The organism is Isachenkonia alkalipeptolytica, from assembly GCF_009910325.1.
GTDB lineage: Bacteria > Bacillota > Clostridia > Peptostreptococcales > T1SED10-28 > Isachenkonia > Isachenkonia alkalipeptolytica.
Genome location: NZ_SUMG01000002.1, coordinates 1 through 21,663 on the forward strand (window position 1 = coordinate 1; position 21,663 = coordinate 21,663).

At 43.3% G+C, this 21,663-nt stretch carries 20 protein-coding genes and 1 pseudogene; 5 read left to right on the plus strand and 16 right to left on the minus strand.

The window, feature by feature from the left end:
• A pseudogene (locus ISALK_RS01840) lies at positions 1 to 230 on the minus strand (transposase); the annotation flags it as partial.
• A 148-nt stretch (positions 231 to 378) separates the two neighbouring features.
• Positions 379 to 564, minus strand: a complete 186-nt coding sequence (locus ISALK_RS01845) for a thioredoxin family protein (protein WP_371723383.1) — start codon at positions 562 to 564, stop codon at positions 379 to 381.
• A 269-nt stretch (positions 565 to 833) separates the two neighbouring features.
• On the opposite strand from ISALK_RS01845, the gene ISALK_RS01850 reads away from it, so the two are divergent.
• Together ISALK_RS01850 and ISALK_RS01855 are read left to right on the plus strand one after the other, a co-directional pair.
• Positions 834 to 1,313, plus strand: coding sequence for a permease (locus ISALK_RS01850; RefSeq protein ID WP_160718548.1), 480 nt, complete (start codon positions 834 to 836; stop codon positions 1,311 to 1,313).
• Positions 1,310 to 1,849, plus strand: a complete 540-nt coding sequence (locus tag ISALK_RS01855; RefSeq protein WP_160718549.1) for a permease — start codon at positions 1,310 to 1,312, stop codon at positions 1,847 to 1,849. The genes ISALK_RS01850 and ISALK_RS01855 overlap by 4 nt, the downstream gene beginning before the upstream one ends.
• A 62-nt stretch (positions 1,850 to 1,911) precedes the next feature.
• Here ISALK_RS01855 and ISALK_RS01860 read toward each other — a convergent pair whose 3' ends face one another.
• A complete protein-coding gene (locus ISALK_RS01860) occupies positions 1,912 to 2,361 on the minus strand; it encodes a ferritin-like domain-containing protein (RefSeq protein ID WP_160718550.1) in 450 nt (149 codons plus the stop codon).
• A 263-nt stretch (positions 2,362 to 2,624) separates the two neighbouring features.
• Positions 2,625 to 4,403, minus strand: a complete 1,779-nt coding sequence (locus ISALK_RS01865) for a M3 family oligoendopeptidase (RefSeq protein ID WP_160718551.1) — start codon at positions 4,401 to 4,403, stop codon at positions 2,625 to 2,627.
• Positions 4,404 to 4,754: 351 nt separating this feature from the next.
• Between ISALK_RS01865 and tnpA the strand changes: the two genes are divergently transcribed.
• From tnpA to ISALK_RS01880, 3 genes are all read left to right on the plus strand, one after another.
• Positions 4,755 to 5,156 (plus strand): IS200/IS605 family transposase, encoded by a 402-nt coding sequence (gene tnpA / locus ISALK_RS01870; RefSeq protein ID WP_160718552.1) that lies wholly within the window; start codon positions 4,755 to 4,757, stop codon positions 5,154 to 5,156.
• A 10-nt stretch (positions 5,157 to 5,166) separates the two neighbouring features.
• Positions 5,167 to 6,306, plus strand: coding sequence for an IS200/IS605 family element RNA-guided endonuclease TnpB (gene tnpB, locus ISALK_RS01875; RefSeq protein WP_160718553.1), 1,140 nt, complete (start codon positions 5,167 to 5,169; stop codon positions 6,304 to 6,306).
• Positions 6,307 to 6,518: 212 nt separating this feature from the next.
• On the plus strand, positions 6,519 to 7,883 hold the full coding sequence (locus ISALK_RS01880) for an MFS transporter (protein ID WP_160718554.1): 1,365 nt from the start codon (positions 6,519 to 6,521) through the stop codon (positions 7,881 to 7,883).
• Positions 7,884 to 8,041: 158 nt separating this feature from the next.
• On the opposite strand, the gene ISALK_RS01885 is transcribed toward ISALK_RS01880, so the two are convergent.
• The 12 genes from ISALK_RS01885 to ISALK_RS01940 all read right to left on the minus strand — a co-directional run bounded on the left by ISALK_RS01885 (position 8,042) and on the right by ISALK_RS01940 (position 21,624).
• On the minus strand, positions 8,042 to 9,220 hold the full coding sequence (locus ISALK_RS01885; RefSeq protein WP_160718555.1) for a cation:proton antiporter: 1,179 nt from the start codon (positions 9,218 to 9,220) through the stop codon (positions 8,042 to 8,044).
• Positions 9,217 to 9,561, minus strand: a complete 345-nt coding sequence (locus ISALK_RS01890; RefSeq protein WP_160718556.1) for a hypothetical protein — start codon at positions 9,559 to 9,561, stop codon at positions 9,217 to 9,219. The genes ISALK_RS01885 and ISALK_RS01890 overlap by 4 nt, the downstream gene beginning before the upstream one ends.
• Before the next feature lie 180 nt (positions 9,562 to 9,741).
• Positions 9,742 to 10,380: a tRNA (guanosine(46)-N7)-methyltransferase TrmB gene (gene trmB, locus ISALK_RS01895; protein WP_160718557.1), complete on the minus strand. Its 639-nt coding sequence runs from the start codon at positions 10,378 to 10,380 to the stop codon at positions 9,742 to 9,744.
• A 2-nt stretch (positions 10,381 to 10,382) separates the two neighbouring features.
• The gene (locus tag ISALK_RS01900; protein ID WP_160718558.1) at positions 10,383 to 11,759 is read right to left on the minus strand and encodes a Sapep family Mn(2+)-dependent dipeptidase; all 1,377 of its coding nucleotides are present in this window, start codon (positions 11,757 to 11,759) and stop codon (positions 10,383 to 10,385) included.
• A 178-nt stretch (positions 11,760 to 11,937) separates the two neighbouring features.
• Complete coding sequence (gene htpG, locus ISALK_RS01905) at positions 11,938 to 13,842, minus strand: molecular chaperone HtpG (RefSeq protein WP_160718559.1); 1,905 nt, start codon at positions 13,840 to 13,842, stop codon at positions 11,938 to 11,940.
• A 122-nt stretch (positions 13,843 to 13,964) separates the two neighbouring features.
• Positions 13,965 to 14,705, minus strand: a complete 741-nt coding sequence (locus ISALK_RS01910; protein ID WP_160718560.1) for a SagB/ThcOx family dehydrogenase — start codon at positions 14,703 to 14,705, stop codon at positions 13,965 to 13,967.
• A 97-nt stretch (positions 14,706 to 14,802) separates the two neighbouring features.
• Positions 14,803 to 15,885 (minus strand): TMEM165/GDT1 family protein, encoded by a 1,083-nt coding sequence (locus tag ISALK_RS01915; RefSeq protein WP_160718561.1) that lies wholly within the window; start codon positions 15,883 to 15,885, stop codon positions 14,803 to 14,805.
• A 261-nt stretch (positions 15,886 to 16,146) separates the two neighbouring features.
• Complete coding sequence (argH, locus tag ISALK_RS01920) at positions 16,147 to 17,541, minus strand: argininosuccinate lyase (RefSeq protein ID WP_236660232.1); 1,395 nt, start codon at positions 17,539 to 17,541, stop codon at positions 16,147 to 16,149.
• A gap of 111 nt (positions 17,542 to 17,652) precedes the next feature.
• Positions 17,653 to 18,909: an argininosuccinate synthase gene (locus ISALK_RS01925; RefSeq protein WP_160719032.1), complete on the minus strand. Its 1,257-nt coding sequence runs from the start codon at positions 18,907 to 18,909 to the stop codon at positions 17,653 to 17,655.
• A gap of 345 nt (positions 18,910 to 19,254) precedes the next feature.
• Positions 19,255 to 19,962, minus strand: a complete 708-nt coding sequence (locus tag ISALK_RS01930; RefSeq protein ID WP_160718562.1) for a M48 family metallopeptidase — start codon at positions 19,960 to 19,962, stop codon at positions 19,255 to 19,257.
• A gap of 11 nt (positions 19,963 to 19,973) precedes the next feature.
• Positions 19,974 to 20,969 carry a hypothetical protein gene (locus ISALK_RS01935; protein WP_160718563.1) on the minus strand — a complete coding sequence of 332 codons (996 nt, stop codon included), beginning with the start codon at positions 20,967 to 20,969 and terminating at the stop codon, positions 19,974 to 19,976.
• A 31-nt stretch (positions 20,970 to 21,000) separates the two neighbouring features.
• Complete coding sequence (locus ISALK_RS01940; protein ID WP_160718564.1) at positions 21,001 to 21,624, minus strand: metallophosphoesterase; 624 nt, start codon at positions 21,622 to 21,624, stop codon at positions 21,001 to 21,003.
• Positions 21,625 to 21,663: the final 39 nt, after the last annotated feature.

Here is a 21,663-nt window from a genome sequence, read left to right on the forward strand (position 1 = left end):
ACTTTTCCCCCTGGCTTTCAATATAGTTTTTTATAACCTCCAACGGGGCTCCTCCGGTTGTAAGTAAACAGTAACTCCTTGACCAAAAATGGTCTTTCCAAAGTTTACTTCCTATGGCAGGATACTCGTTCTGATACTTTCTCATCAAAGACTTTGCGTCGATATTTGCTGACCAATACCAGATGATAATTCATCAGAAACACTGAATGTTTATTGCTATCCAACTGCATGATTCTCACCTCGTTTAGGCTGAATCTACTGATTTATTTATACCCACTTTTCAAGGTCAAAACCACCGATTCATCTCCCACCTACGCGCTCACTTTGTGAGTAAGGAAGGCTAAGAGGAGGGAGACTTCTCGGCATTGCGGTTAAAAATTACCGCCGGAATTTTTCAAGAATATCCGGCATTTTAAAAATCGACGGAACCCATCCCTCCACTGCAATTTCATCATTAATAATCAACGCCGGTGTCTTGGTCACTCCGTATTTTTCGAATTCCAAGGGATTACAAATCATTATGATTTCACTTTTCAAATTTCCTCGTTTCAGTGCCTCATCCACGATGGGCTTAAGTTTTGAGAAGCCTCATCCGATATCCTCTAAAATAATTATTTTCAACATCTAATCCCTCCCAACTTGCTAATTAACAGATCCACTTTCCCTCTCTTCCAAGGAAGCTTCATCTGTTTTCTTCCTTGTTATTCTATTACCCATTTTTTCCTTTATTACGACCTGATGGAATTTTCATTGACAAAAAGATTCTTTCTCCTTATAATGATATCAGATGCCCACCCCCCAGTGCGGGGGATGGAAAAGAAAGGAGTACTCCTATGTTTACTATTATTCTTTATGTAATGGCCACCACTCTTTTAGTGCTGTCCTTTGTTAAAGATCGACAAAAGACAAAACAAGCTCTCAAAAAAGCCTGGAAAGCTTTTGAAAATATTCTCCCTCAATTTATTTCAATCCTGGTTATTGTGGGCATAATGCTGGCGATAATGGACCCGGAAACCATCTCCCGTTTAATCGGCGGTGAGTCGGGATTTTTAGGAATGCTGCTTGCAGCCCTTGTGGGAGGAATCACTTTGATCCCCGGCTTTGTGGCTTTTCCCTTGGCTTCCACTCTACTAAATAACGGGGCCGGTTTTATGCAAATCGCCGTCTTTATTTCCACTCTGATGATGGTAGGGGTCGTAACCCTTCCGGTGGAAATTAAGTATTTCGGCAAACGGGCTACCATAATTCGAAACAGCCTGGCCTTTTCTTTTTCCTTTGTTGTGGCTTTGGTGATTGGAGGAGTTTTAGGATGAAAAAAGTTATCCAGCGTTACAAATTTGCACTGATGCTAATTTTGATTAATATTGCCATGCTTTTTATCCTGCCGGAGATCGGATTCACTTCTTTAGCCTATACCAGGGATAATACCCTGGAAATGCTTTACGTGGTCCCCCCGATTTTTATCATTCTGGGATTATTGGATGTTTGGGTCCCCCGGGAAACCATGATGAAGCTCATGGGAGAAAAGTCGGGATCCCTGGGAAAACTCATTGCCTTTTTAATGGGCTCCTTGGCAGCGGGACCTCTATATGTGGCCTTTCCCATTGCCGGTCTTTTGCTTAAAAAGGGGAGTAAATTCTCCAACGTACTGATTTTCATCGGTGCCTGGTCCACAACCAAAATTCCCCTGCTATTATTTGAAGCCAGCGCCCTGGGTTGGACCTTTATGTTGACTCGATTTACGGTTAACATCTTCGTAATTCTTCTGATCGCAGGCATCACGGAAAAACTTCTAAAGGCCGCCGATAAAACCGAAATCTATAAAAAAGCTGACGCCTTAAGCAGTTAAGGCGTCAGCTCTTTTTTTCCGCAAATCTCTGATTTTTCCCTAATTCCTGTTTTTATATCCTTCTACCAAACCTCAACAAAAGCTGCGTTGGTATAGATATCCTCCAGCCTAGTTTTATGCTGCTGCTCCATTTTTACCAGTTCTTCAAAGGTTTCTTTTTGTTTTTCATCTTCGCTGGCCTCTGCAAACTGACGGTACATATTCATGGCTTCCTCTTCCTTTTTCATGGCCAGGGCAATGGCGTCCTTAAAACTCATATCCGTGGACAACGTCTGCTCTTCTATGGTTTCTGATAATTGAAAGTCTTTGTTCTCTTTAAACTTCATGGTTTTCATATCATTTTCCAAGTAGCCCTGAAGAAGAACCTTATGCTTTGTTTCTTCCTCTGCAAGATCTTCAAAGGTTTTCTTTAGGTTCTTGTCTTGAATCTTCGCTGCCGCCGCTTTGTAAAATTCATGGGCCTCCACTTCATTTTCTACCGCCATTGCTAAAATGTCCTTATAACTTTTCATCCTTATACACCTCCGTATTTTATTGCTACAGTATTATCATAGCCTACTTTTACTGAAAATGTCAATCCAAAATTGATATTAATTTAACAACTTCTCCATTGATTCTCTCCCCCTGAATTTTAATGGGGATTGTAAATAAGCTATTCTATTACTATACCCCTTTTCGTCGAATCAAAACCGAGAAACTAACACCGGATGTTCTACTCCTTTCGAAACAAAAAACGCCGGGAGTAAAGCATCTCCCGGCCTTTCCTATATCAATGTTATACTTCTTTACTGAGTCTGATAAATTCATCAATATCCTGTTCAATAAGCTCCAAGGAACTTTTCCAGAACTGGGGATCCTGCACATCGATACCCACCATTTTCGCCACATCCTTGATTTCATTTTTTCCCGTGGCCTTCAATAGTTTGGTGTATTCCGGTACAAAGGCTTCTCCCCGTTTTAAATACTCGGCGTAAACCCCTTTGGCAAACAACAGTCCAAAGGCATAGGGGAAGTTATAGAAACTAAGCCCGGCGGAGTAGTAGTGAGGCTTATTGACCCACATATAGGGATGCAGTGCATCGTGGTCCAGCCCTTCGCCGTAGGCCTGTTTTTGTGCCCAAATCATGGTGTCTTTCAGCTCCTGTACCGATAGGGCATGGTCTTCTCGAATTTCAAAAACCTTACTTTCAAACAGGAAGCGGGCCATAATATCCACAATTACCTGACCGGCTCCTTGAAGGTTTGCTTCAAGAATGGTGAAGGCTTCTTTTTTATCAGCTTCCTTCAGGGCAGCATTGACCACAATGGTTTCGCAAAAAATCGAGGCGGTTTCTGCAATGGGCATGGTATATCCGCTGTTGAGCAGGTGTTCATTCTTCAAACAATCTCCGTGGAAGGCATGTCCCAGTTCATGGGCCAAGGTGGTCATGTTACTGAAACTGCCGTTAAAATTCGCAAGGATCCTGCTCTCTCCGATGGGATGGATGTTTGCACAAAAAGCCCCGCCCCGTTTTCCCTCCCGGGGTTCCGCATCGATCCATTCATTGTCAAAGGCCTTCTTTGTAAACTGCTCCAGTTCGGAACTGAAGGTTTTGAAATTTTTCAAAATATAGTCCCGGGCCTCTTCATAACTAAAACCCATATCCGCTTCTCCCATAGGGGCAAACATGTCATAGAGAGGAAGACCGTTCTCATGCCCCAGAAGTTCTCCTTTACGCTTATAGTACTCCCGGAATTTCGGAAGGCTTTCTTTCATGGCCGTAAGCATGGCATCCAGGGTTTTTTGATCAATTCTGGATTTCAGTACGGTTTCTTCCAAAGGACTTTCATACCCCCGCATTTTCGTGGTGGTAAGCACCTCCCCTTTAATACCGTTAAGGGCCGCCGCCGAGGACTCTTCGATTTTTTCATAGGCTTTTAATTCCGCCTCATAGCCTTTTTTTCGAACCTCCGGATCCTTATGAAAAGCAAGGTTTCTTGCAGCAGGAAGGGGAAGCCTTTGTTTTTTTCCCTCTAATTCAATATCCACCATTAACGTGGAGGAAATGACGTTTTGCAGATTAGACCAGGCCTTAGATCCCGTCTCCTGCATCTTTGCAATGGTTACTTCCTCTTCTTCCCTAAGAAGGTACCGGGTCTTTTGATATTTTTCCATTAAGTAAAATTCATATTCCCGGAGTTTTTCCGAGGAATCGATTAAGCTTTTTAGATCCTTCCGCTCTTTCAACCATTTATTAAACAGCACCGATGCTTTGGTTAGATCCGTCATAGATTTGTTTATTTTTTCCATGTACTTTGTTGCTTCTTCATCCTTGGCATTGGTAGCGGCCCGTAGATTGGCATAGGTCATAAGTTTACGCATCAGGCTGCCCACTTCCTCCTGATCTGCAATCACTTTTTTAAGCTTTTCCACCGGTTGTTCCGGGTTTTTCAGGTTTTCCTCAGCCCATTGAGTCATTTCTTGAATTTTTCTTTGCAGTAATTGAAAATCTCCTTGAAACTCTTCGGATTCAAAGGACGGATATAAAGCATCCAGATTCCATGTTTTTTTCATATTCTACCTCCTAATATTGTGTTAATTCTATGATATCTCTCTATTGGAAATTTTTCAACAATTATTTCGATATGCAAACTACTTTTTTTGTTCATATAATTTAATTTGTTCGTTGCAGGGAGACACCGGGAAATCGACGACTGAAAAAAGAATCCTGATTTTTCATACACTTTTTATCAAATAGCCGAGAATACTCGCGACTTTAGTCGTGTAGATGAATCGGATTCGGTTGTGGCATCGCTGTAGCGATGGATAACAACCGTAATATTTTGTTTAATCGAACCATTAAACAGCCTCTTTACGATAGTATTCAGCACTTACATATGTTATAATTAAATAGAGGTGATTCCCATGGCTACCATGCATTACGGGCGTGGATACGTCTATTCTATTCAGTACCATTTGGTTTGGTGTGTAAAATATCGTCATGATATTTTACACGGAGAAATTGATGTAGATGTTAAAGCGTTATTACGGAAAATCGCTGTGGATAATGATATTCTAATTATTGAAATGGAATCCGATAAAGATCACATCCATTTACTGATCGACTGTAAACCACAACACGTTATTCCCAGTATCGTTAAAGCATTTAAAGGGGTCTCCGCCAGATTACTGTTTAAAAAATATCCTGAACTTAAACAACGTCTCTGGGGCGGCCACTTATGGAATCCCAGCTACTTTGTAGCGACCGCCAGTGAGCATACGGAAGAACAGATCCGTAGTTACATAAAAAGTCAAAAAAAGAAATGAGGGGAAAGTTGTGCTACGCCACAAAGCCTATAAATTTCGAATCTATCCGAATCGGGAGCAGGAGATCTTAATTGCTAAAACCATCGGCTGTTCTCGATTTGTCTACAATCATTTTTTAAGTTTGTGGAATGAAGCCTATACTAAAACCGGTAAAGGATTAACCTATCATGCCTGCTCGGCAATGATTCCTCAAATGAAAAAAGATGAACAAACCATTTGGTTACAAGAAGTGGATAGCATTTCTCTTCAGTCCTCTGTAAAAAATCTTTCCGATGCTTTTTCCCGTTTTTTCAAGAAACAAAATAACCCACCGCAGTTTAAAAGTAAAAAGAACCCGGTTCAAAGCTATACAACAAAAAATGTGAACAACAGTATCAGAATCGTTCATAACTCCTTTAAATTACCCAAGTTAGGCCTTGTGAAGTTTCGGAAAAGTCAAGATCCTAAGGGCCGGGTGTTAAATGCAACCATCCGAAAAAATGCCGGCGGTAAATACTTTGTTTCTCTTCTATTGGAAGAAGAGATTCAGCCCTTGCCGAAGACCAATTCCGCGATTGGAGTGGACCTTGGCATTACGGACTTTGCCATTCTTTCTGACGGGCAAAAGATCGATAACCATAAATTCACGTCTAAAATGGAAAAGAAATTACAACGGGAACAGCGTAAGTTGTCGAGACGTGGACACCTGGCTAAAGAGAAAGGAATCAATATTTTTGAAGCAAAAAATTATCAGAAACAAAAGCGCAAGGTTGCCCGTTTACACGAAAAAGTAATGAATCAACGGAAGGACTTTCTGAATAAGTTGAGTACAGAAATTATCAAAAACCACGATATAATCTGTATTGAAGACTTACACACGAAAGGCATGCTCCGTAATCATAAACTGGCCAAAAGCATTTCCGACGTATCCTGGTCCGGTTTTGTGAACCGGTTACAGTATAAAGCAGACTGGTATGGTCGGAAAGTCATCAAAGTGGACCCATGGTTTCCATCGAGTCAAATTTGTTCAGCCTGCGGCCACAAAGACGGCAAGAAACCCCTTAATATCCGGGAGTGGACTTGTCCTGTTTGTGCTGCCCGCCATGATCGGGATATCAATGCCAGTAAAAATATTTTGACCGAAGGTCTACGAATACAAGCGCAAGCTTAAATAGTATCCAAAACCGTAGGTACTACGGGGATAGCTTGGTAAAGAAGAGAAACCGCTGTAAGTAAAGAAATAGGCTTACAAGTACGCTCTGTTCCCAAGAATCTTATGACTTCAGTCATGAGAGGTTCAAAGTCCTTGCTATATAATAAAAGATATCCCCCATACAAAAGTACTATCCTACAGAAGTACAACGACATTAAAGGAGTGATCTATTGGAAACCGAAAAGAAAGTCCCCCATTTACCCTTAAAAATTCAAATTCTTTATGGTCTCGGGGTCAGCTATGCCATTGTTGATCAAATATTTGCCCAGTGGGTGCTGTATTTTTATCTGCCCCCCTCCACCTCCAGTTTGACGCCCTTATTACCGCCGATTTTAATATCCTTCGCCCTGCTGATTGCCCGGTTTGTGGATGTGATCTTTGAACCGGTTGTGGGTTATTTATCCGATCGCTTTGATTCCCAGTGGGGCCGTAGAATCCCTTTTATTTTCGCGGGTATTTTACCTCTTTCCTTAAGTACCGTGGCCTATTTTTATCCCGTTACCGGAGAGGGAAACCTCTCAACCTTTCTCTATTTATCGGTGATCGGCTCCCTGTTTTTTATTTTTTATACCATAGTGGGGGGACCCTATAACGCTTTAATCCCGGAAATTTCCCAAAGTCGGAGCGACCGATTAAACCTGTCCACCTGGCAGTCGGTTTTTCGTCTTCTTTATACCGCCGTTGCCATGATTTTACCAGGGATCCTTATTGAAGTCCTGGGAGGCGGCGATGATCTGCAGGGGATTCGTTATATGGTAATATTACTTTCCTCCCTGGCTTTGATCGGGGTTTGGATTACCTCCTTTACCATTGATGAGCGGAAATATTCCGGAGGAAAGGTTTCAACGGAGCCTTTTTTCGCATCCATGAAAATGGTGCTTACAAGCCGGCCCTTTGTTATGTACTTATTCGGTTTTTTGTTTTTCTTTTTAGGTTTTAATACCCTCCGGGCCTCTTTAAACTATTATGTGGAAGATATTATGGGCTACAGCACCGCTTATATCACCTTGGCTTCCGCCCTGCTCTTCGGAGTCTCGGCCCTGTGTTTTTATCCCATAAACAAACTGTGTAAAAAAATCGGTTATAAAACCCCGATGTTAATCTCTTTGGTGCTGTTGATCATCTTATCCCTGGCCCTTTTCGGCGTGGGAAGAATCTTCCCCGAATTCTTCGGATTTGTCATTTTTGCTTTGATCGGGATTCCTGTAGCCGGTGCCGCTTTTATCTTTCCCCCGGCCATGCTCAGCGAAATCAGCTCTGTCTTCAGTGAAAAAACCGGAAAAAATACGGAGGGATTGTTTTTCGGACTTCAGGGTCTTTTTTTAAAGATGGCTTTTCTATTTTCCATATCCGTGCTTCCCGTGCTTTTGGTTTTCGGTTCCGACCTATCATTTTTCGAGAGTCTGACCACCACCCCTGATGGAGTTGAACGAATCGGCGTCTATTCCACCTCCTTATTCGCCGCCGCCGCCTTTTGCATCTCTTTTATCTTTTATGCCCTCTATAAGGAGGAGTTTGTAAAGGAGGAACCTTAACTTTTCTAAAATATATATCATTGAAAATTAAAAAGGAGGAAAGCTGCTAAGAAGTATTTTCTTAGCAGCTTCCCTCCTTTAATTTCAGTATTTTACGGTTTTAAAATAAACCTTCACCTTCCTCCCTATTCAGAAGGTGTACACCCCATCTGCTAAAACTATAAATCCGATACCTTATCCACATCACACAGGGCTTTATTCACCATAATCGGACCAAAGATTTCAAATACCACCACTGCCGCTAAAATCACCGGCATAATGGCTCCGGGTTCAAAAAACTCTTTTTGTTCCGCAATAATGGCAAGTCCAATAGCTACCCCCGCCTGGGGGGTTAAGGCTCTTCCCAGATTGGTTTTCCAGGTTGCAGGAAATACGGTCATGGCACTGCCCGCTCTGCTTCCTGCCAGTTTAGCAACAAACCTTGCTACGATATACACCGCACCGATCTGTCCTACGGCGGGCAGGGCTCCGAGGTCCAGCTTCGCCCCTGCCAGGGTTAGAAAAGCCAACAGTATGGGATCTTCCACATTTAATAAAGAACGACTGATCCTTTGAGGCTTTCGTGCAAAGTTTGTATAAATGGCGCCAGCAGTAATCGCCGCTAACAGGGCGGGCGTTCCTATTTCATTGGAAACCCCTACGGTAATTAACAAAGCTCCTAATACCGTAACCAGAATATGGGCATCTTTTTTAGCCCATTGGGATGTACCGATTAGAAAGCCTCCTGCAAGTATCCCCCATCCCAGAGCGATACCGATATCCCGACTGGCCATTACAAAAGCCGAGGTGTTTTCCGCTCCGACGGTAGCATAGGCTACCTGCATAAAACTGATCACAATACCGAATAAGGTGATGGCAAACAAATTATCCAGGGCCACCACGGAGAGCAGTACTTTACTAAAGTTCCCCTTGATCGGGTTTTCCCGGATACAGGCGATAATGGCCCCGGGGGCGGTTGCGATGCTGATCACCCCGAAGATCAGGGCATAGCGAAAGGGCACACCGAAGATATACAGCGCTGCGAATACTACCCCAAGGGTAATCAGGGCCTCCACTGCAAAAACCTTGGCCACATCCTTTGCAAGCTTTCTCATCTTTCCCCAGTGAAGCTCCGCTCCAATGGATAGAGCGATGACCCCCAGGGCCAGGTCGTTAATCGGGGCTAGATCAGTAAGGGCGCCGGCGTCAACCAATCCTAACACCGAGGGGCCCACCAGCACACCCGCCAATAAATTTCCGGTAACCGAGGGAAGTTTAACATAACGGGCGAGTTTCCCTCCCGCGGCTCCCGCTAAGAATATAATTCCAATTGCCAGGGAAATATCCATAGTAATCATTCATCCCCCTTTATTTTTCCTAAACCCTTACAGTAATCGATGGGGAGGGTGATAGCAATTCCCGTATCTGACTCCCCCAAGTCCCCGATGATGGTTTCAATGGCCTCCACCACGGTGTTCCGTTCTTCGTCGGTTTTCACCACAGCAAAAATGGTTTTATTCTTCCCCGGAGCCTCTCCAAACTCCGCAAACCTGGAAAAAAACGGTACCTGATGGGCCATGATATGAGCCATTCCCGTGGTGTCCATCACCGTGGCCCCACGAATGCCTCTTTGATAAAACTCGTCTAAGATATCCGTTACATAATCCGGATCATTGATAATTGCAATTAACAGTTTCATTCAACAACTTCCTTTCCTTAATAACTACCGGGTCAATACTTAAAAAACCAATACTCGAAATTTATAAAATATTTTAATTTCATATTAAAATATATCACTCTTTTCTTTTTTATTCAAGTAAGCCCAAAGGAAAACCCCCGAAGGTCTTCCTCCGGGAGTTTAAAACTCATCCAGGATTGATCAGTCCCTCTTAATGGCTTCCAGGCGGTAAATTCTCAAGCCGGACCGGGAGAACTTGTCTTCATACTCCGTGGTTGCAGGAACCGACAGGCCGCTGTTATGATAATCGAAGGTGATGTTTTTCAATCGGTACCCCTCGTCGGATAAGGCGTTCAAGGAAAACTCAAAGAGTTTTTCGTTATCGGTTTTTACATGAATCTCTCCTTCTTTCACAAGGATTTTTCTGTATTTGTTTAAAAAGCGTTGATGAGTTAGCCTTCTTTTCGCCGTGCGACTCTTCGGCCAAGGGTCGGAGAAGTTCAAGTAGATCCGCTCCACTTCTTCTTTGGCGAAGTATTGATCCAAATGCTCCGCATTTTTCCAGAGAAAGCGCACATTATCCAACTCTTTTTCTATCGCCTTTTCCACTCCCCGAAGGAGCACCTCTTCTTTAATTTCCAGTCCCAGATAAAAAACATCGGGATTTTCCTCCGCCAAAGTGGTGATGAACTGCCCCTTTCCCATGCCGATTTCCAGGTGAATCCTCTTGCCACCGGTGAGTTTATCCCACTGGCCCGAGAGCTGCTCCGGCGCTTCCACCAGCCAATCCCTATGGGCCAGTAGCCTTTCTACTCCGTCCTTCAGTCTTCTCCTTCGCATTATTAGCCCTCTTTCGACGTTAATTTTTCAATGGCATTTAAATAAATGGTCGCCACTTTCATAAAATCTTCTACAATGATATGTTCATTGGGCTGATGCTCCGTCTTTTCCCTTCCCGGAAGCACCGCTCCGAAGGCTACACAATTGGGCATTGCCCGGGCATAAGTGGCGCCGCCCGAGGTCAGGGGGGTTGGGTCCTCCCCCGTAACCTTTTGGTAAACCTCCCCGAGGCTACGGATCAAGAGATGATCCTTGGGAAGATAAATGGCTTCCAAGTAGTCGTGTTCTGTAAGGGTAAGACCGTATTCTTTGGCCCCTTCCTTGATTTTTTCCTCCATCCTATTTTTTTCAATGGTCACGGGGATCCGAAGATCCAAGGCGATTTCCGATTTTTCTTCATTGATGGTAAGCTGCCCCGCATTGATGGTGATGGGACCCGATACATCCTCTAACTTTCCGAATAGCTTTTCTCCATACTGGCTCAGTCCCAGTTTTCCTTCTACAAAGTTCAGTGCAGGATTATTAATCCCGGCCTCTTTCAGGTGCTTTGCCAGCAGATTGATGGCATTCAACCCTCCTTCCGGCTTTGCGGAGTGGGCACTCTTTCCATAAAGAGTTAATCGATTTTCTTCCATTTTCACTGGGTGATTTTCTTTTTTTAGCTTTTCATATACACCCTCTAGGCTTCTAAGTCGAAACTCATACTCTCCTTCTGAGGTTTTTTTAAGCTCAACCCAGGCTCGATCGGCCAAGGCATTAAAACTATTTCCTCCCCCGAAGGCAATTTCCTTGGACCCTTCTCCCCGAAGGTAGAGCTGAAGTAGCCCCTTTTCTGCGTGGATCATAGGAAAAATCGAGTCGGGAGTAAATCCGAAATCCGGCACTTCTTCTTTTTCCATATATTTTTCAATCCCCCGCCAAAGGGTTTCTTCGTCGGTGCCGAAAATAAACCGGAGCCTTTTACAGAACCCATGCCCTTGATCCAACAACTGTTTCGCACCATACATCGCTGCAATCATCGGACCTTTATCATCCTGGGTACCCCGGCCGTATACCTTCCCCTCCCGGATTTCCGGTTGAAAGGCCGGTGTTTCCCATTGTTCCGGATCCCCGGGGGGGACCACGTCTAAATGACCCAAAATCCCGAATAATTTCTCCCCTTCACCGATTTCTCCATATCCGTAGTACCCCTCGGGATCGATAAAGGTTCTAAAACCCAGTTCCTTAGAAATTTCCAGGGCCTTTTCCAGGGCTTTTTGAATTTTTATACCGAAAGGAGCCCCCTCACGGCTTTCATCAATAACACTGGGAATCTTCACAAGACTTATCATATCCTGAATCATAGGTTCTTTATACTTTGACGCGTCAAAGGTTTGCATTTTCCCTCTCTCCTCTCCATGATTTTAAAAAAGAATGATTTTAAAAAAAGAGTACCTTTTTACCCCACTGAAACACAGCAAACAGTAAAAAGATACTCCCTATTATACCCGAAGTGCCCCTAGGTTAAACCGGCGTCCCTTCACCGGGCGCCGTGAAGACCCGTTCTTTTCCTTCGGTTTATTCTTCTATCAGCTTAAATACATCGTTGCTGTAGGCTACGGGATCCTCCGGGGTGATCCCTTCCATCAACAGCGCCTGATTATAAAATACATTGGCATAGGCCTGAACCTTTTCTTCGTCGGATGCAAAGTGTTTTTGCAAGGCTTTAAACATTTTATGATCCGTATTGATCTCCAACACTTTTTCCGATTTCATTCCGGCTCCGTCGGGCATGGATTGCAGGATTTTTTCCATTTCAATGGAAAGCTCGCCGTCGGCGGCAAGGCATACCGCATGGTTTTTCAGTCTTTTGGAGGGGCGTACGTCCTTAACCTTATCCCCCAGGATTTCCTTTAATTTATTGAAGATTTCCTGAAACTCTTCCTTTTCCTCTTTGCTTTCTTTTTCTTCTTCCTTATCCACCTCTAAGTCTCCGCTAGATACGGATTTAAAGGTTTTTCCTTCGTAATTCATCAGCATTTTTATGGCAAATTCATCCACTTCATCAGTGAAATACAAAATTTCATAATCCTTGTCTTTCAGCATCTCCGTTTGAGGCATTTTATCGATTTTTTCCACGGAGTCCCCGGAAGCGTAGTAAATATGCTCCTGATCTTCCTTCATTCCTTCCACGTATTCCTTTAGGGTGACCATTTTCTTGCGTTTGGAAGAATAAAACAACAACAGATCCTGAAGGGTCTCTTTATTCTGTCCGAAATCACTGTAGACTCCGTATTTAATCTGCTTTCCAAAATTGTTAAAGAAGCTTTCATATTTTTCCCGATCATTTTTCAGCATGGCCGTAAGAGCGGTTTTGATTTTTTCTTTGATTTTCTTTCCGATGATCTGAAGCTGTCGGTCATGTTGTAGCATCTCTCTGGAAATATTTAAGGAAAGATCCTCGGAGTCCACCATGCCTTTTACAAAGCTGAAGTAGTCAGGAAGAAGGTCCGGGCATTTTTCCATAATCAGTACGCCGCTGGAATAAAGCTCCAGTCCCTTTTCATATTCTTTGGTGTAAAAATCATAGGGTGCCTGCTCGGGAATGTATAATATCGAGCTGTACCGCAGGGTTCCGTCGGCTTTCATATGAATGTGTTTTAAGGGTTTATCAAATCCGTAACGCTTTTCCTGATAAAAATTGATGTAATCCTCATCGGTTAGCTGGCTCTTGTTTTTCCGCCACATGGGCACCATGCTGTTTACGGTTTCTTCCTTAACCACTTCTTTGTATTCCGGGTCTTTGTCCTCACTGTCTCCATCGGATTCCTTTTCCACTTTTTCCTGAGTGGTAAGATCCATTTTAATGGGGTAGCGGACAAAATCCGAGTACTTTTTGATGATTTCCTGCAGTCGGTGATCCTCTAAGTATTCATCATAGTTTTCTTCCTCGGTATTCTCCCGGACTTTAATAATTACCTCGGTACCTGCATCGGCTTTTTCCGCGGTTTCAATGGTGTAGCCTTCCACTCCGTCAGACTCCCACCGATAGGCTTCATCGCTGTCTAAAGCCTTGGTTTTTACCGTAATGTGATCCGCCACCATAAAAGCGGAGTAAAAACCGATTCCGAATTGACCGATGATGTCGATGCCCTCTTTGACTTCATTTTCATTTTTGAAGGCTAGAGATCCGCTCTTTGCTATGGTTCCAAGGTTATCTTCCAACTCTTCCTTCGTCATGCCGATGCCCGTATCCAACACTCTAAGGGTTCTTTTTTCCTTATCGGGGATGACCTTGATAAAGAAGTCCTCTTTATTGAATTTTAAATCTTCCCGGGTAAGGGCTTTATAATACCGTTTGTCAATGGCGTCACTGGCATTGGAGATCAGCTCCCGTAAAAAAATCTCCTTATGGGTGTAGATAGAGTTGATCATCAACTCCAACAATCTTTTGGATTCCGCTTTAAATTCCTGTTTGCTCATGGTTTGTTCCCCTTTCTTTATTTATTTCCATGGTATTCAACAAAATAGTTAGCACTCTATGATACAGAGTGCTAACTATAATTTATCAAATCTATGGAATTTGTCAATAGCCAATTTTCATCCTACACTTTTCCCACAGGGGACATGTACACCACAAACTCCTCTTCCCCGTCAACGCCTACAATCTCGTCCATCAGTTTTTGTTCATAGGCGGCGATGGCACAGGTTCCAAGGTTTAATGCCTCGGCGGAAAGATACAGTCCGTGACATAAGTGACCGGCATCCAACAGCATGGGTTTATGGGACCGTTGGTCATAACGCCATTCTCCCCGGTAGGGAATAACGGTCCAGATAAAGGTTACAGGAGCTTCTCCCACAAATTTTTGCCCCCGGGCACCGATGGTCATTTTTTCTCCGATTTCTTCTTCCGTTTTGACCTTGATTAATTGATGTTTTAAGCCGGAATATCGATAAATACCTTTTTCCAAGCCCTCCACATTGGTAACACCGATATAGGTTTCAAAGGGATGACGAGCGCCTGCAGAGGGAACCGGCCTGATCGAGGCATATCCACCGCCACGAACTTCTTTAACCCCTTGGGTGGTGTACAGTAAAAAGGAAACCTCTGCTAAGCTCATGGGATCTTCCTTGAAGTTTCGATGACTCCTACGATCCATAATACACTGAAAAACATCCTTCTTTGTCACCAGGTCTCCCGTTACCTCAGGTAAATCGATCACTTCATCCTCGGATTCCATGGGTTTTTCCAAAGGCGGTTGAGGCATCCCTTTCATTTGGTCGGATTCCATTTCTCCGCTAAATCCGGACTTTAACATGTTTCTTTCCTGCTCAAATCTTTTCATAACTTTCCCTCCAGTATCATTATATTTTCAATTTTGCTAAATATCTTCTTAATTAATCATTATAACAAAGTTTCGGGGATCTAAAAACTCGAATTCCTTAAAAATCCGGATCCAGTTCTTTCACCGCTTGACAGTATTTCTCCCGATTACCATCAAATTTAAACTCCTCGCCGTAAACCATGGATTCCAGTACCCGTCGGGTCTGGTTTCCAATACAGTTTTCCCGGTGCTTACTGCACTGTTCGCATACGGAAATGGTCTCCCGAAGGGAATCCTTTAACTTTTCCTTTTCTTCGCCTCCTAAGGAACATAAGGGTCCATTAAACTCTTTTTTCAATAGGTAGGCCTCTTCTTTTTCCGCTTTTTCCAAGTATTCTTGTAATTCCTCAATGGTAGTGGATCCGTTTTCACAGTACTCACAGCTATGATTTTCATCCTTCGCCGCCTCCAAGGAATGTCTAATCCGTTGGGTATTGAGGCGAAGCTCCTCTGCAGTGGTTCTATAGCTTGAAGTTTGGATTCTGCTTTGAATAACCAGTTTTCTTCCCATAATAAGGATACTGAAAAGAAGGGCCCCAGGTAACAGGATCATTATCCCTTGACTAAGGGGAATACCATCGACTTGACCTAACAAACCGGTATATCCAAATATCATAAAAACAATTCCCGATCCGATTTTAAGTCCCACCTCGGGAATTTTCTTACCGAGTTTCATCCCAACCAATACGCCAACCCCACTGGTAATTACCATACCCAAAACCGTTCCCCCAAGAATCAATAAGGGATAGGAACCTTGGGTTGAAAGGGTAATCACCGCTAGTTGGGTTTTATCTCCGATCTCTCCTAGAAAAAAGGCGAAGGCTACCGTCAGTACCGGCCCGAATTTTTTCACCCCGGTATCTTGAGCTTCTTCCTCCCCTTCCGGTTTAAGTGACCATAGACCGAAGACAATAAAGGCAGTAGCCGCAATCAGACTAAGGGTATCCAGGGGAATAAAGTCCGAGAGATAGACCCCAAGAACTACGGCAATCCCATGATTTAACAGGGATCCCAGGAAAACCCCCAGCAACACTTTTTTAACCGAATATTTTGTAGCAAAAGCCATAGCTAACAGTTGGGTTTTATCCCCCATTTCCGCCATACTGATTAATGCTAAGGCTTGAATAAACTCCCATCCCATATAAGCGCCTCCTTTGTCCTTCATATTTAGGATTTCATAAAAAAAGAGACTTTTATGCTTAAGCAACCAAACCTTGGCTGTTTAAGCGTAAAAGTCTCGCTCCTTTAAAATCGACCCTTAGGGTCCACTTTAAAGCGAATAGAACCAGGCATTAATGCCAGTATGTTGACTCTATTCATAGTTTTCACTATCGCTACTCCCTTTTATGCTTTTTTCTATTATATCATAAACCCTAACAAACCTCAAAATCAAAGAAGGCCCTTAGGCCTTCTCGATTATTTCACGTCCTTCTTTAATTTGTATAAGCACTTGCTTTTTTGCCGTTCCCCCTTGGCTCTCTCTTCTTTCCACGGCTTTTTCCACCGTTAAAATTTCTAATATATCCTCCTCAAAGACACCGGAAAATTGTTTCCATTCCTCCATGGATAGATTTTTAAAATCCAAGTCCTTTGCTTCTGCATATTGAACGATGGCTCCTACTATTTCATGGGTTTTTCGAAAGGGAACCCCTTTTAGTACCAGGTACTCCGCCACATCCGTGGCCAACAGAAATCCTTTTTCAAGATGCTTTTGAATGTTTGCTTCCTGAACTTCAATTTTGTCAATTAGCAGGGGAAGGATTTCAAGCACCGCTTTTGCCGTAGCAAGGTTCTCCAGAACAAACTTCTTATCCTCCTGAAGGTCCCGGTTATAGGTTAGGGGCAGCCCTTTTAAATTCATCATCAGATTGAACAGGCCCGTCACCACTCCTCCGGTTTTTCCCCGAATCAGCTCTAAGGCATCGGGATTTTTCTTATTGGGCATCATACTGGATCCCGTGCAAAATTCATCGGGCAGTTTGATATAGTTAAACTCCTGGGTATTCCAAATAATTAAATCCTCGGAAAGTCCGCTGGTATGAATAAAGAGCGTGGATAGCGCGTACTGCAGATCCATAATAAAGTCCCGGTCCGATACGGTGTCTAAGCTGTTTTTGCTGATTTCTCCAAAACCTAACAGCTCCCGGGTATACTCCCGGTCCAAAGGAAGAGTGGACCCTGCTAAAGCACCGGCTCCGAGAGGACTGACGTCTGAAGATTCCAACGCTGCCTTTAAACGTTTCAAATCCCGCTCAAACTTCCAAAAATAAGCCATCCAGTAATGCCCGAGACTGATGGGCTGGGCATGCATCAAATGGGTAAAACCGGGAAGGGTAATATCCACATCCTTCTCTGCTCTGGTTAATAAGGCTTCCATAAAATTATTCAGCAGTTTCTCAATGGCGGTGATCTCTTTTTTTAAATACAGCCGGTAATCCGTTACCACCTGGTCATTCCGGGATCTCCCCGTATGAATCTTCGCTCCCAGATCCCCCAGTTTTTTGATCAAACGGCTTTCAATATTCATATGCACGTCTTCCAGCTCGATATCGGGAACAAACTCTCCGGATTCAATTTCTTCTTCGATTTCCTCCAAAACTCGGAGAATCTGTTCCAATTCTTCCTTTGTTAAGATGCCGATTTTATAAAGCATTTTCCCATGGGCTTTGCTGCCTTCAATATCTTCCTTATAAAAGCACCAGTCCACGGATATGGATTCGCCGAACCTTTTCATCATTTCATCGGGGGCTTTGGAAAATCTTCCGCTCCAAAGAGCTTTCGGGGTGTTCATTGTCATCGGAGGTTCAACTCCTTTCTGTTATGATCGCAAACTTTTCTGATCGAAACTTTTCTTTCCTACCATGTTTTTAAGAAAAAGATAAAAAGCATCCAACGTAAGAGATAGGCCTTACAGCACTGCAAATGATCCCTGCTTCTCTTTAGACCCCTTAGGCTGTTTCTTTTCCATATTTTTGAGTCCCTGTATGGTTAAGGGAAGGGCGTGAAGATTAATAAAGCCCTCCGCATCCTTTTGATTATACACCTCGTCGGCGCCGAAGGTTGCAAAATCTTCCCGGTATAAAGAGTTTTTAGATTTCGTTCCAAGGGCCTTCACACTACCCTTATAAAGCTTCATCTTTACCGTTCCGGAAACTGCCTCCTGGGAACAATCCACAAAGCTGTCCAGGGATTGTTTCAAGGGGGTAAACCAAAGACCGTCGTATAACAGCTCTCCATATTTTTTTGCAATATCATTTTTGTAAGAAATCATTGCCTTATCCAAAGTCAGTTTTTCCAAAGCTTTATGGGCTTCGTATAAAATCGTTCCTCCCGGAGTTTCATAGACCCCTCGGGATTTCATTCCAACCAATCGATTCTCTACCATATCCAAAATTCCCACGCCATGCTTTCCTCCGATTTTGTTCAGGGTTTTGATCAGTTCCACGCCGTCGTAGTCCTTCGAGCCGATCTTTACAGGAATCCCTTTCTCAAAGGTTATTTCAACGGTTTCACTTTGATCCGGAGCCTCCTCCGGAGCGTTGCACCACAGGTAAACCTCTTTGGAATGCTCATTCCATGGATCTTCCAATTCTCCCCCTTCATGACTGATATGCCATAAATTTTCATCCCGGGAATAGATCTTTTCCTTGGTCGCTTCAATGGGAATTTTATGCTCTACCGCATATTCAATACAGTCTTCCCGGGACTTCAGATCCCAGATACGCCAAGGAGCAATCAGTTTCAATGTGGGGTTTAAGGCTTTTACCGAGGTTTCAAACCGAACCTGGTCATTGCCTTTTCCCGTGGCTCCATGGGCTATGGCTACGGCCCCTTCCTCTTCCGCAATGTCTACCAATACTTTGGATATCAATGGTCGTGCGAAGCAGGTACCCAGTAAGTAATCATTTTCATAGATCCCGCCGGCTTTCAAGGTGGGGAAAATATAATCCTTAACAAATTCATCCTGCACGTTTACCACATATACTTTACTTGCTCCGGACTCCAGGGCTTTTTTCTTAAGTATGGAAAAATCCTCTTTTTGCCCTACATTTACACATACGGCTATGACTTCATATCCATAGGTGTTTTCCAACCATTTTAAAATTACGGAGGTATCAAGACCTCCTGAGTAAGCGAGAACCACTTTTTTTTGGTTTTTCTCCATCTTTATATTATAATTTATTTCCTTTTTCATCCTTTGTACGCCTCCTTCTTTTATTTACCACGGTGATTTTTATTCTTCCATTCTACAGTGGCGGCGCCTGAAACGATGATGGCATTTTACGATAAACCCTTGAATTATCATCACTAATCATCCTTACTTTCTGAAATTTGATTTTCTTTTTCTTTTTCATAAGCATAGGTGTAATTATACATAGTTTAGTATATATATTCAAGGGTTTAAAATATTTTTTTATAAAAAAAATAAATCCCGGGTGTGATTACCGGGATTTATCCTCTCTGTGGATGGAACTTTCCATTATTTTTTTTACTTGATAAACCTCCCGGGCTACTGAAACCCTTGGAGTTTCCCTTGATTTTCCTTCAGCCACTTTCTGGCTTCCTCCCAGGGGGCGTAGGTATCCTTGACCAGGGCCCAAAAGTTTTTCGAGTGATTAAACTCTTCCCTATGGCACAGTTCATGGACTACTAAATATTCCAGTACCCAGGCGGGGGCCATACTTAGCTTCCAGTTAAACATCACTTTCCCTTTATGATTGCAGCTACCCCATCGTTTTTTCTGGGTTTTTACCTGAACCTCCGTCGGTCTCGGTAAGCTGTTACGGTACTTTTTCACATAGAAATCCACCCGTTTTTTCGTTTGTTTTCGATACCACTGCTCTAACGCCTTCTTAATGGATTCTTGAGAAAAATCCTCCCCCGTCACCGTAAATCCCTCCCCCGTTAGTCGGACCTGTAATTTCCCGGCCCCGGGCACTGTAATAAAGTGAAGGGGTTTTCGGTGTCCAAATCCATAGTGTTCTTCCCCTTCTTGAAAAACCGGGACTTGGGGAGTGTCTCTTCTATTAGTTTCCACCACTTTTTTAACAATCCAATTTTCTTTTTCTTTAAGGGCCTTTTGAACCCGGTCTTTTCCCAGTCCCTTCGGTGTCAGCACCCGAAGGCTTCCATCGGGCTGAACTTGTATTTCCATGGTTCTTCGTTTTCTTTTAATAATTTCACAAGGGATTTTATAATTTTTCAGTTTGATTTCCATACGGCTACTCCCTACTCCTTAATTTTATCTTCCATCGCCTTTAACTCTTTTTGTTCCTCTTGGGTCAGCTGATTCAACAAGGCTTTTCGATTCTTAATTCCTTCCTCCACTTTGTTTCTTCTGCTCTTGCTACGATCAATATCCACCCAGGAGATCTTTTTGTTTCGGTAATAGAGGTCGAAATCCGCCAAACGCTTCCCTTCCTGATCATACTCCAGTCCGGTTAAAATCCGTTTAATCTCCTCCGGTTTGTAAAAGGTAAAAAGCTTTATCTGATAGGCCAGCACCGAGAATAGAACCAGGGCATGATCCTTCGTCCACCCTTCTTCCAGTACCATTCCCACCTCCAGTTTTGACAGCACAAAATTCAGCCGGTCATAGTGGGCCTCATATCTTTCTTCGGAGTCGTAGATATTAATTCGCAGTTCATACCATTTCCGATCTTCCAGGCTTCGGGTGATTAACAGGACCCCTCGGCTACGCAGAGATTTAAAAACCTCCCAGCCCGGCTGCTGAATTAATAAGGTCCCCTCCAGCAAATCTCCGGTTCGGATCACCGTGGAAATCTGACGGTAGGTTAAAAAAAGGATGGTATCCTTGTCCTCCCCCAGATCAACGGCCTTTTCCATCGGGAGATCCTTTCCTGAGTACAGCTCTTTAATTTCTTTTTTCACCAGATTCTGATCCCCGGCAATGCGCATCAGAATCGTGGAAGGACCCATATCCACCCGGTTCACCAGGGCGGATACCTGACTGTTGATCAGATTCGTAAGGCAGATGGAGGCAGGATCGTTAATCAGCAGAATGTAGTTCGCATCTTCGATTCGGGTTTTTTGAAGATTTTCCCCGGTAATAAAAACGATGGTACTCTCATCGGAGCTTGCCTCCATCCCCTGATGAAAACCGACTTCCTTTCCCCCTTGAAATTTAACTAAATAATCCCTTAGCTTCTCTCCTTGATCGGTTCTTAAGAACATCAGCCTTGAAGCCATGCGGATAAACAGCATTTGATCTCCCCCTTTTGTCCGGTGATTTTTTTTATAAGGCTCTATAATTTCGTTCCATTTTACGAAATCCGTTGGTCCCCAATGGATAGGGCAGTTTTTCAAGGTTATTCTCCTTAAGGCCTATCACATGGATGGCCTCTAAGCCGTTGAGCCGTATTTCCTCGCCCTCCCTGTGACTTTTAGGCTCAAAGCTGTGACCGTAAAGATAATAGTCCGCCTTGGGGCTTTCCTCTACAAAAAAGTGATTTATATAAAACTTAGAATTCTCTATTGCAATGATTCCGTCATTCATTACCTTTCCTTTTTCCGTTAAGGATTCTATCTTTGCTCTTTGATCATGATTTCCCGAAACATAATAGATTTCTTGAATATCCGAAGATTCAAGATGGTTGATCACTCCTTCCAGGGCCCGGTGATAATCCGGTTCTAACATCGGAACAATTTCCAGTTTAATATTGTCCACCATGTCCCCGGTGTGAATCAAATAGTCGGGCTTCAGCCTTTTGATCAATTTATAAAGATAGGGGTAAATTTCCTCCGGGGTATCACTGATATGCATAACCAGGGGCCGCTCCATTTGAAGAATCCGCCGGGGGATATACACCCGGTTCAAAAATAAGTTAATACCCTGCAACACTTTTGATCGAACGCTCATTTTTACAACCTCAATTCTTTTCATACCTAGGCATCTACT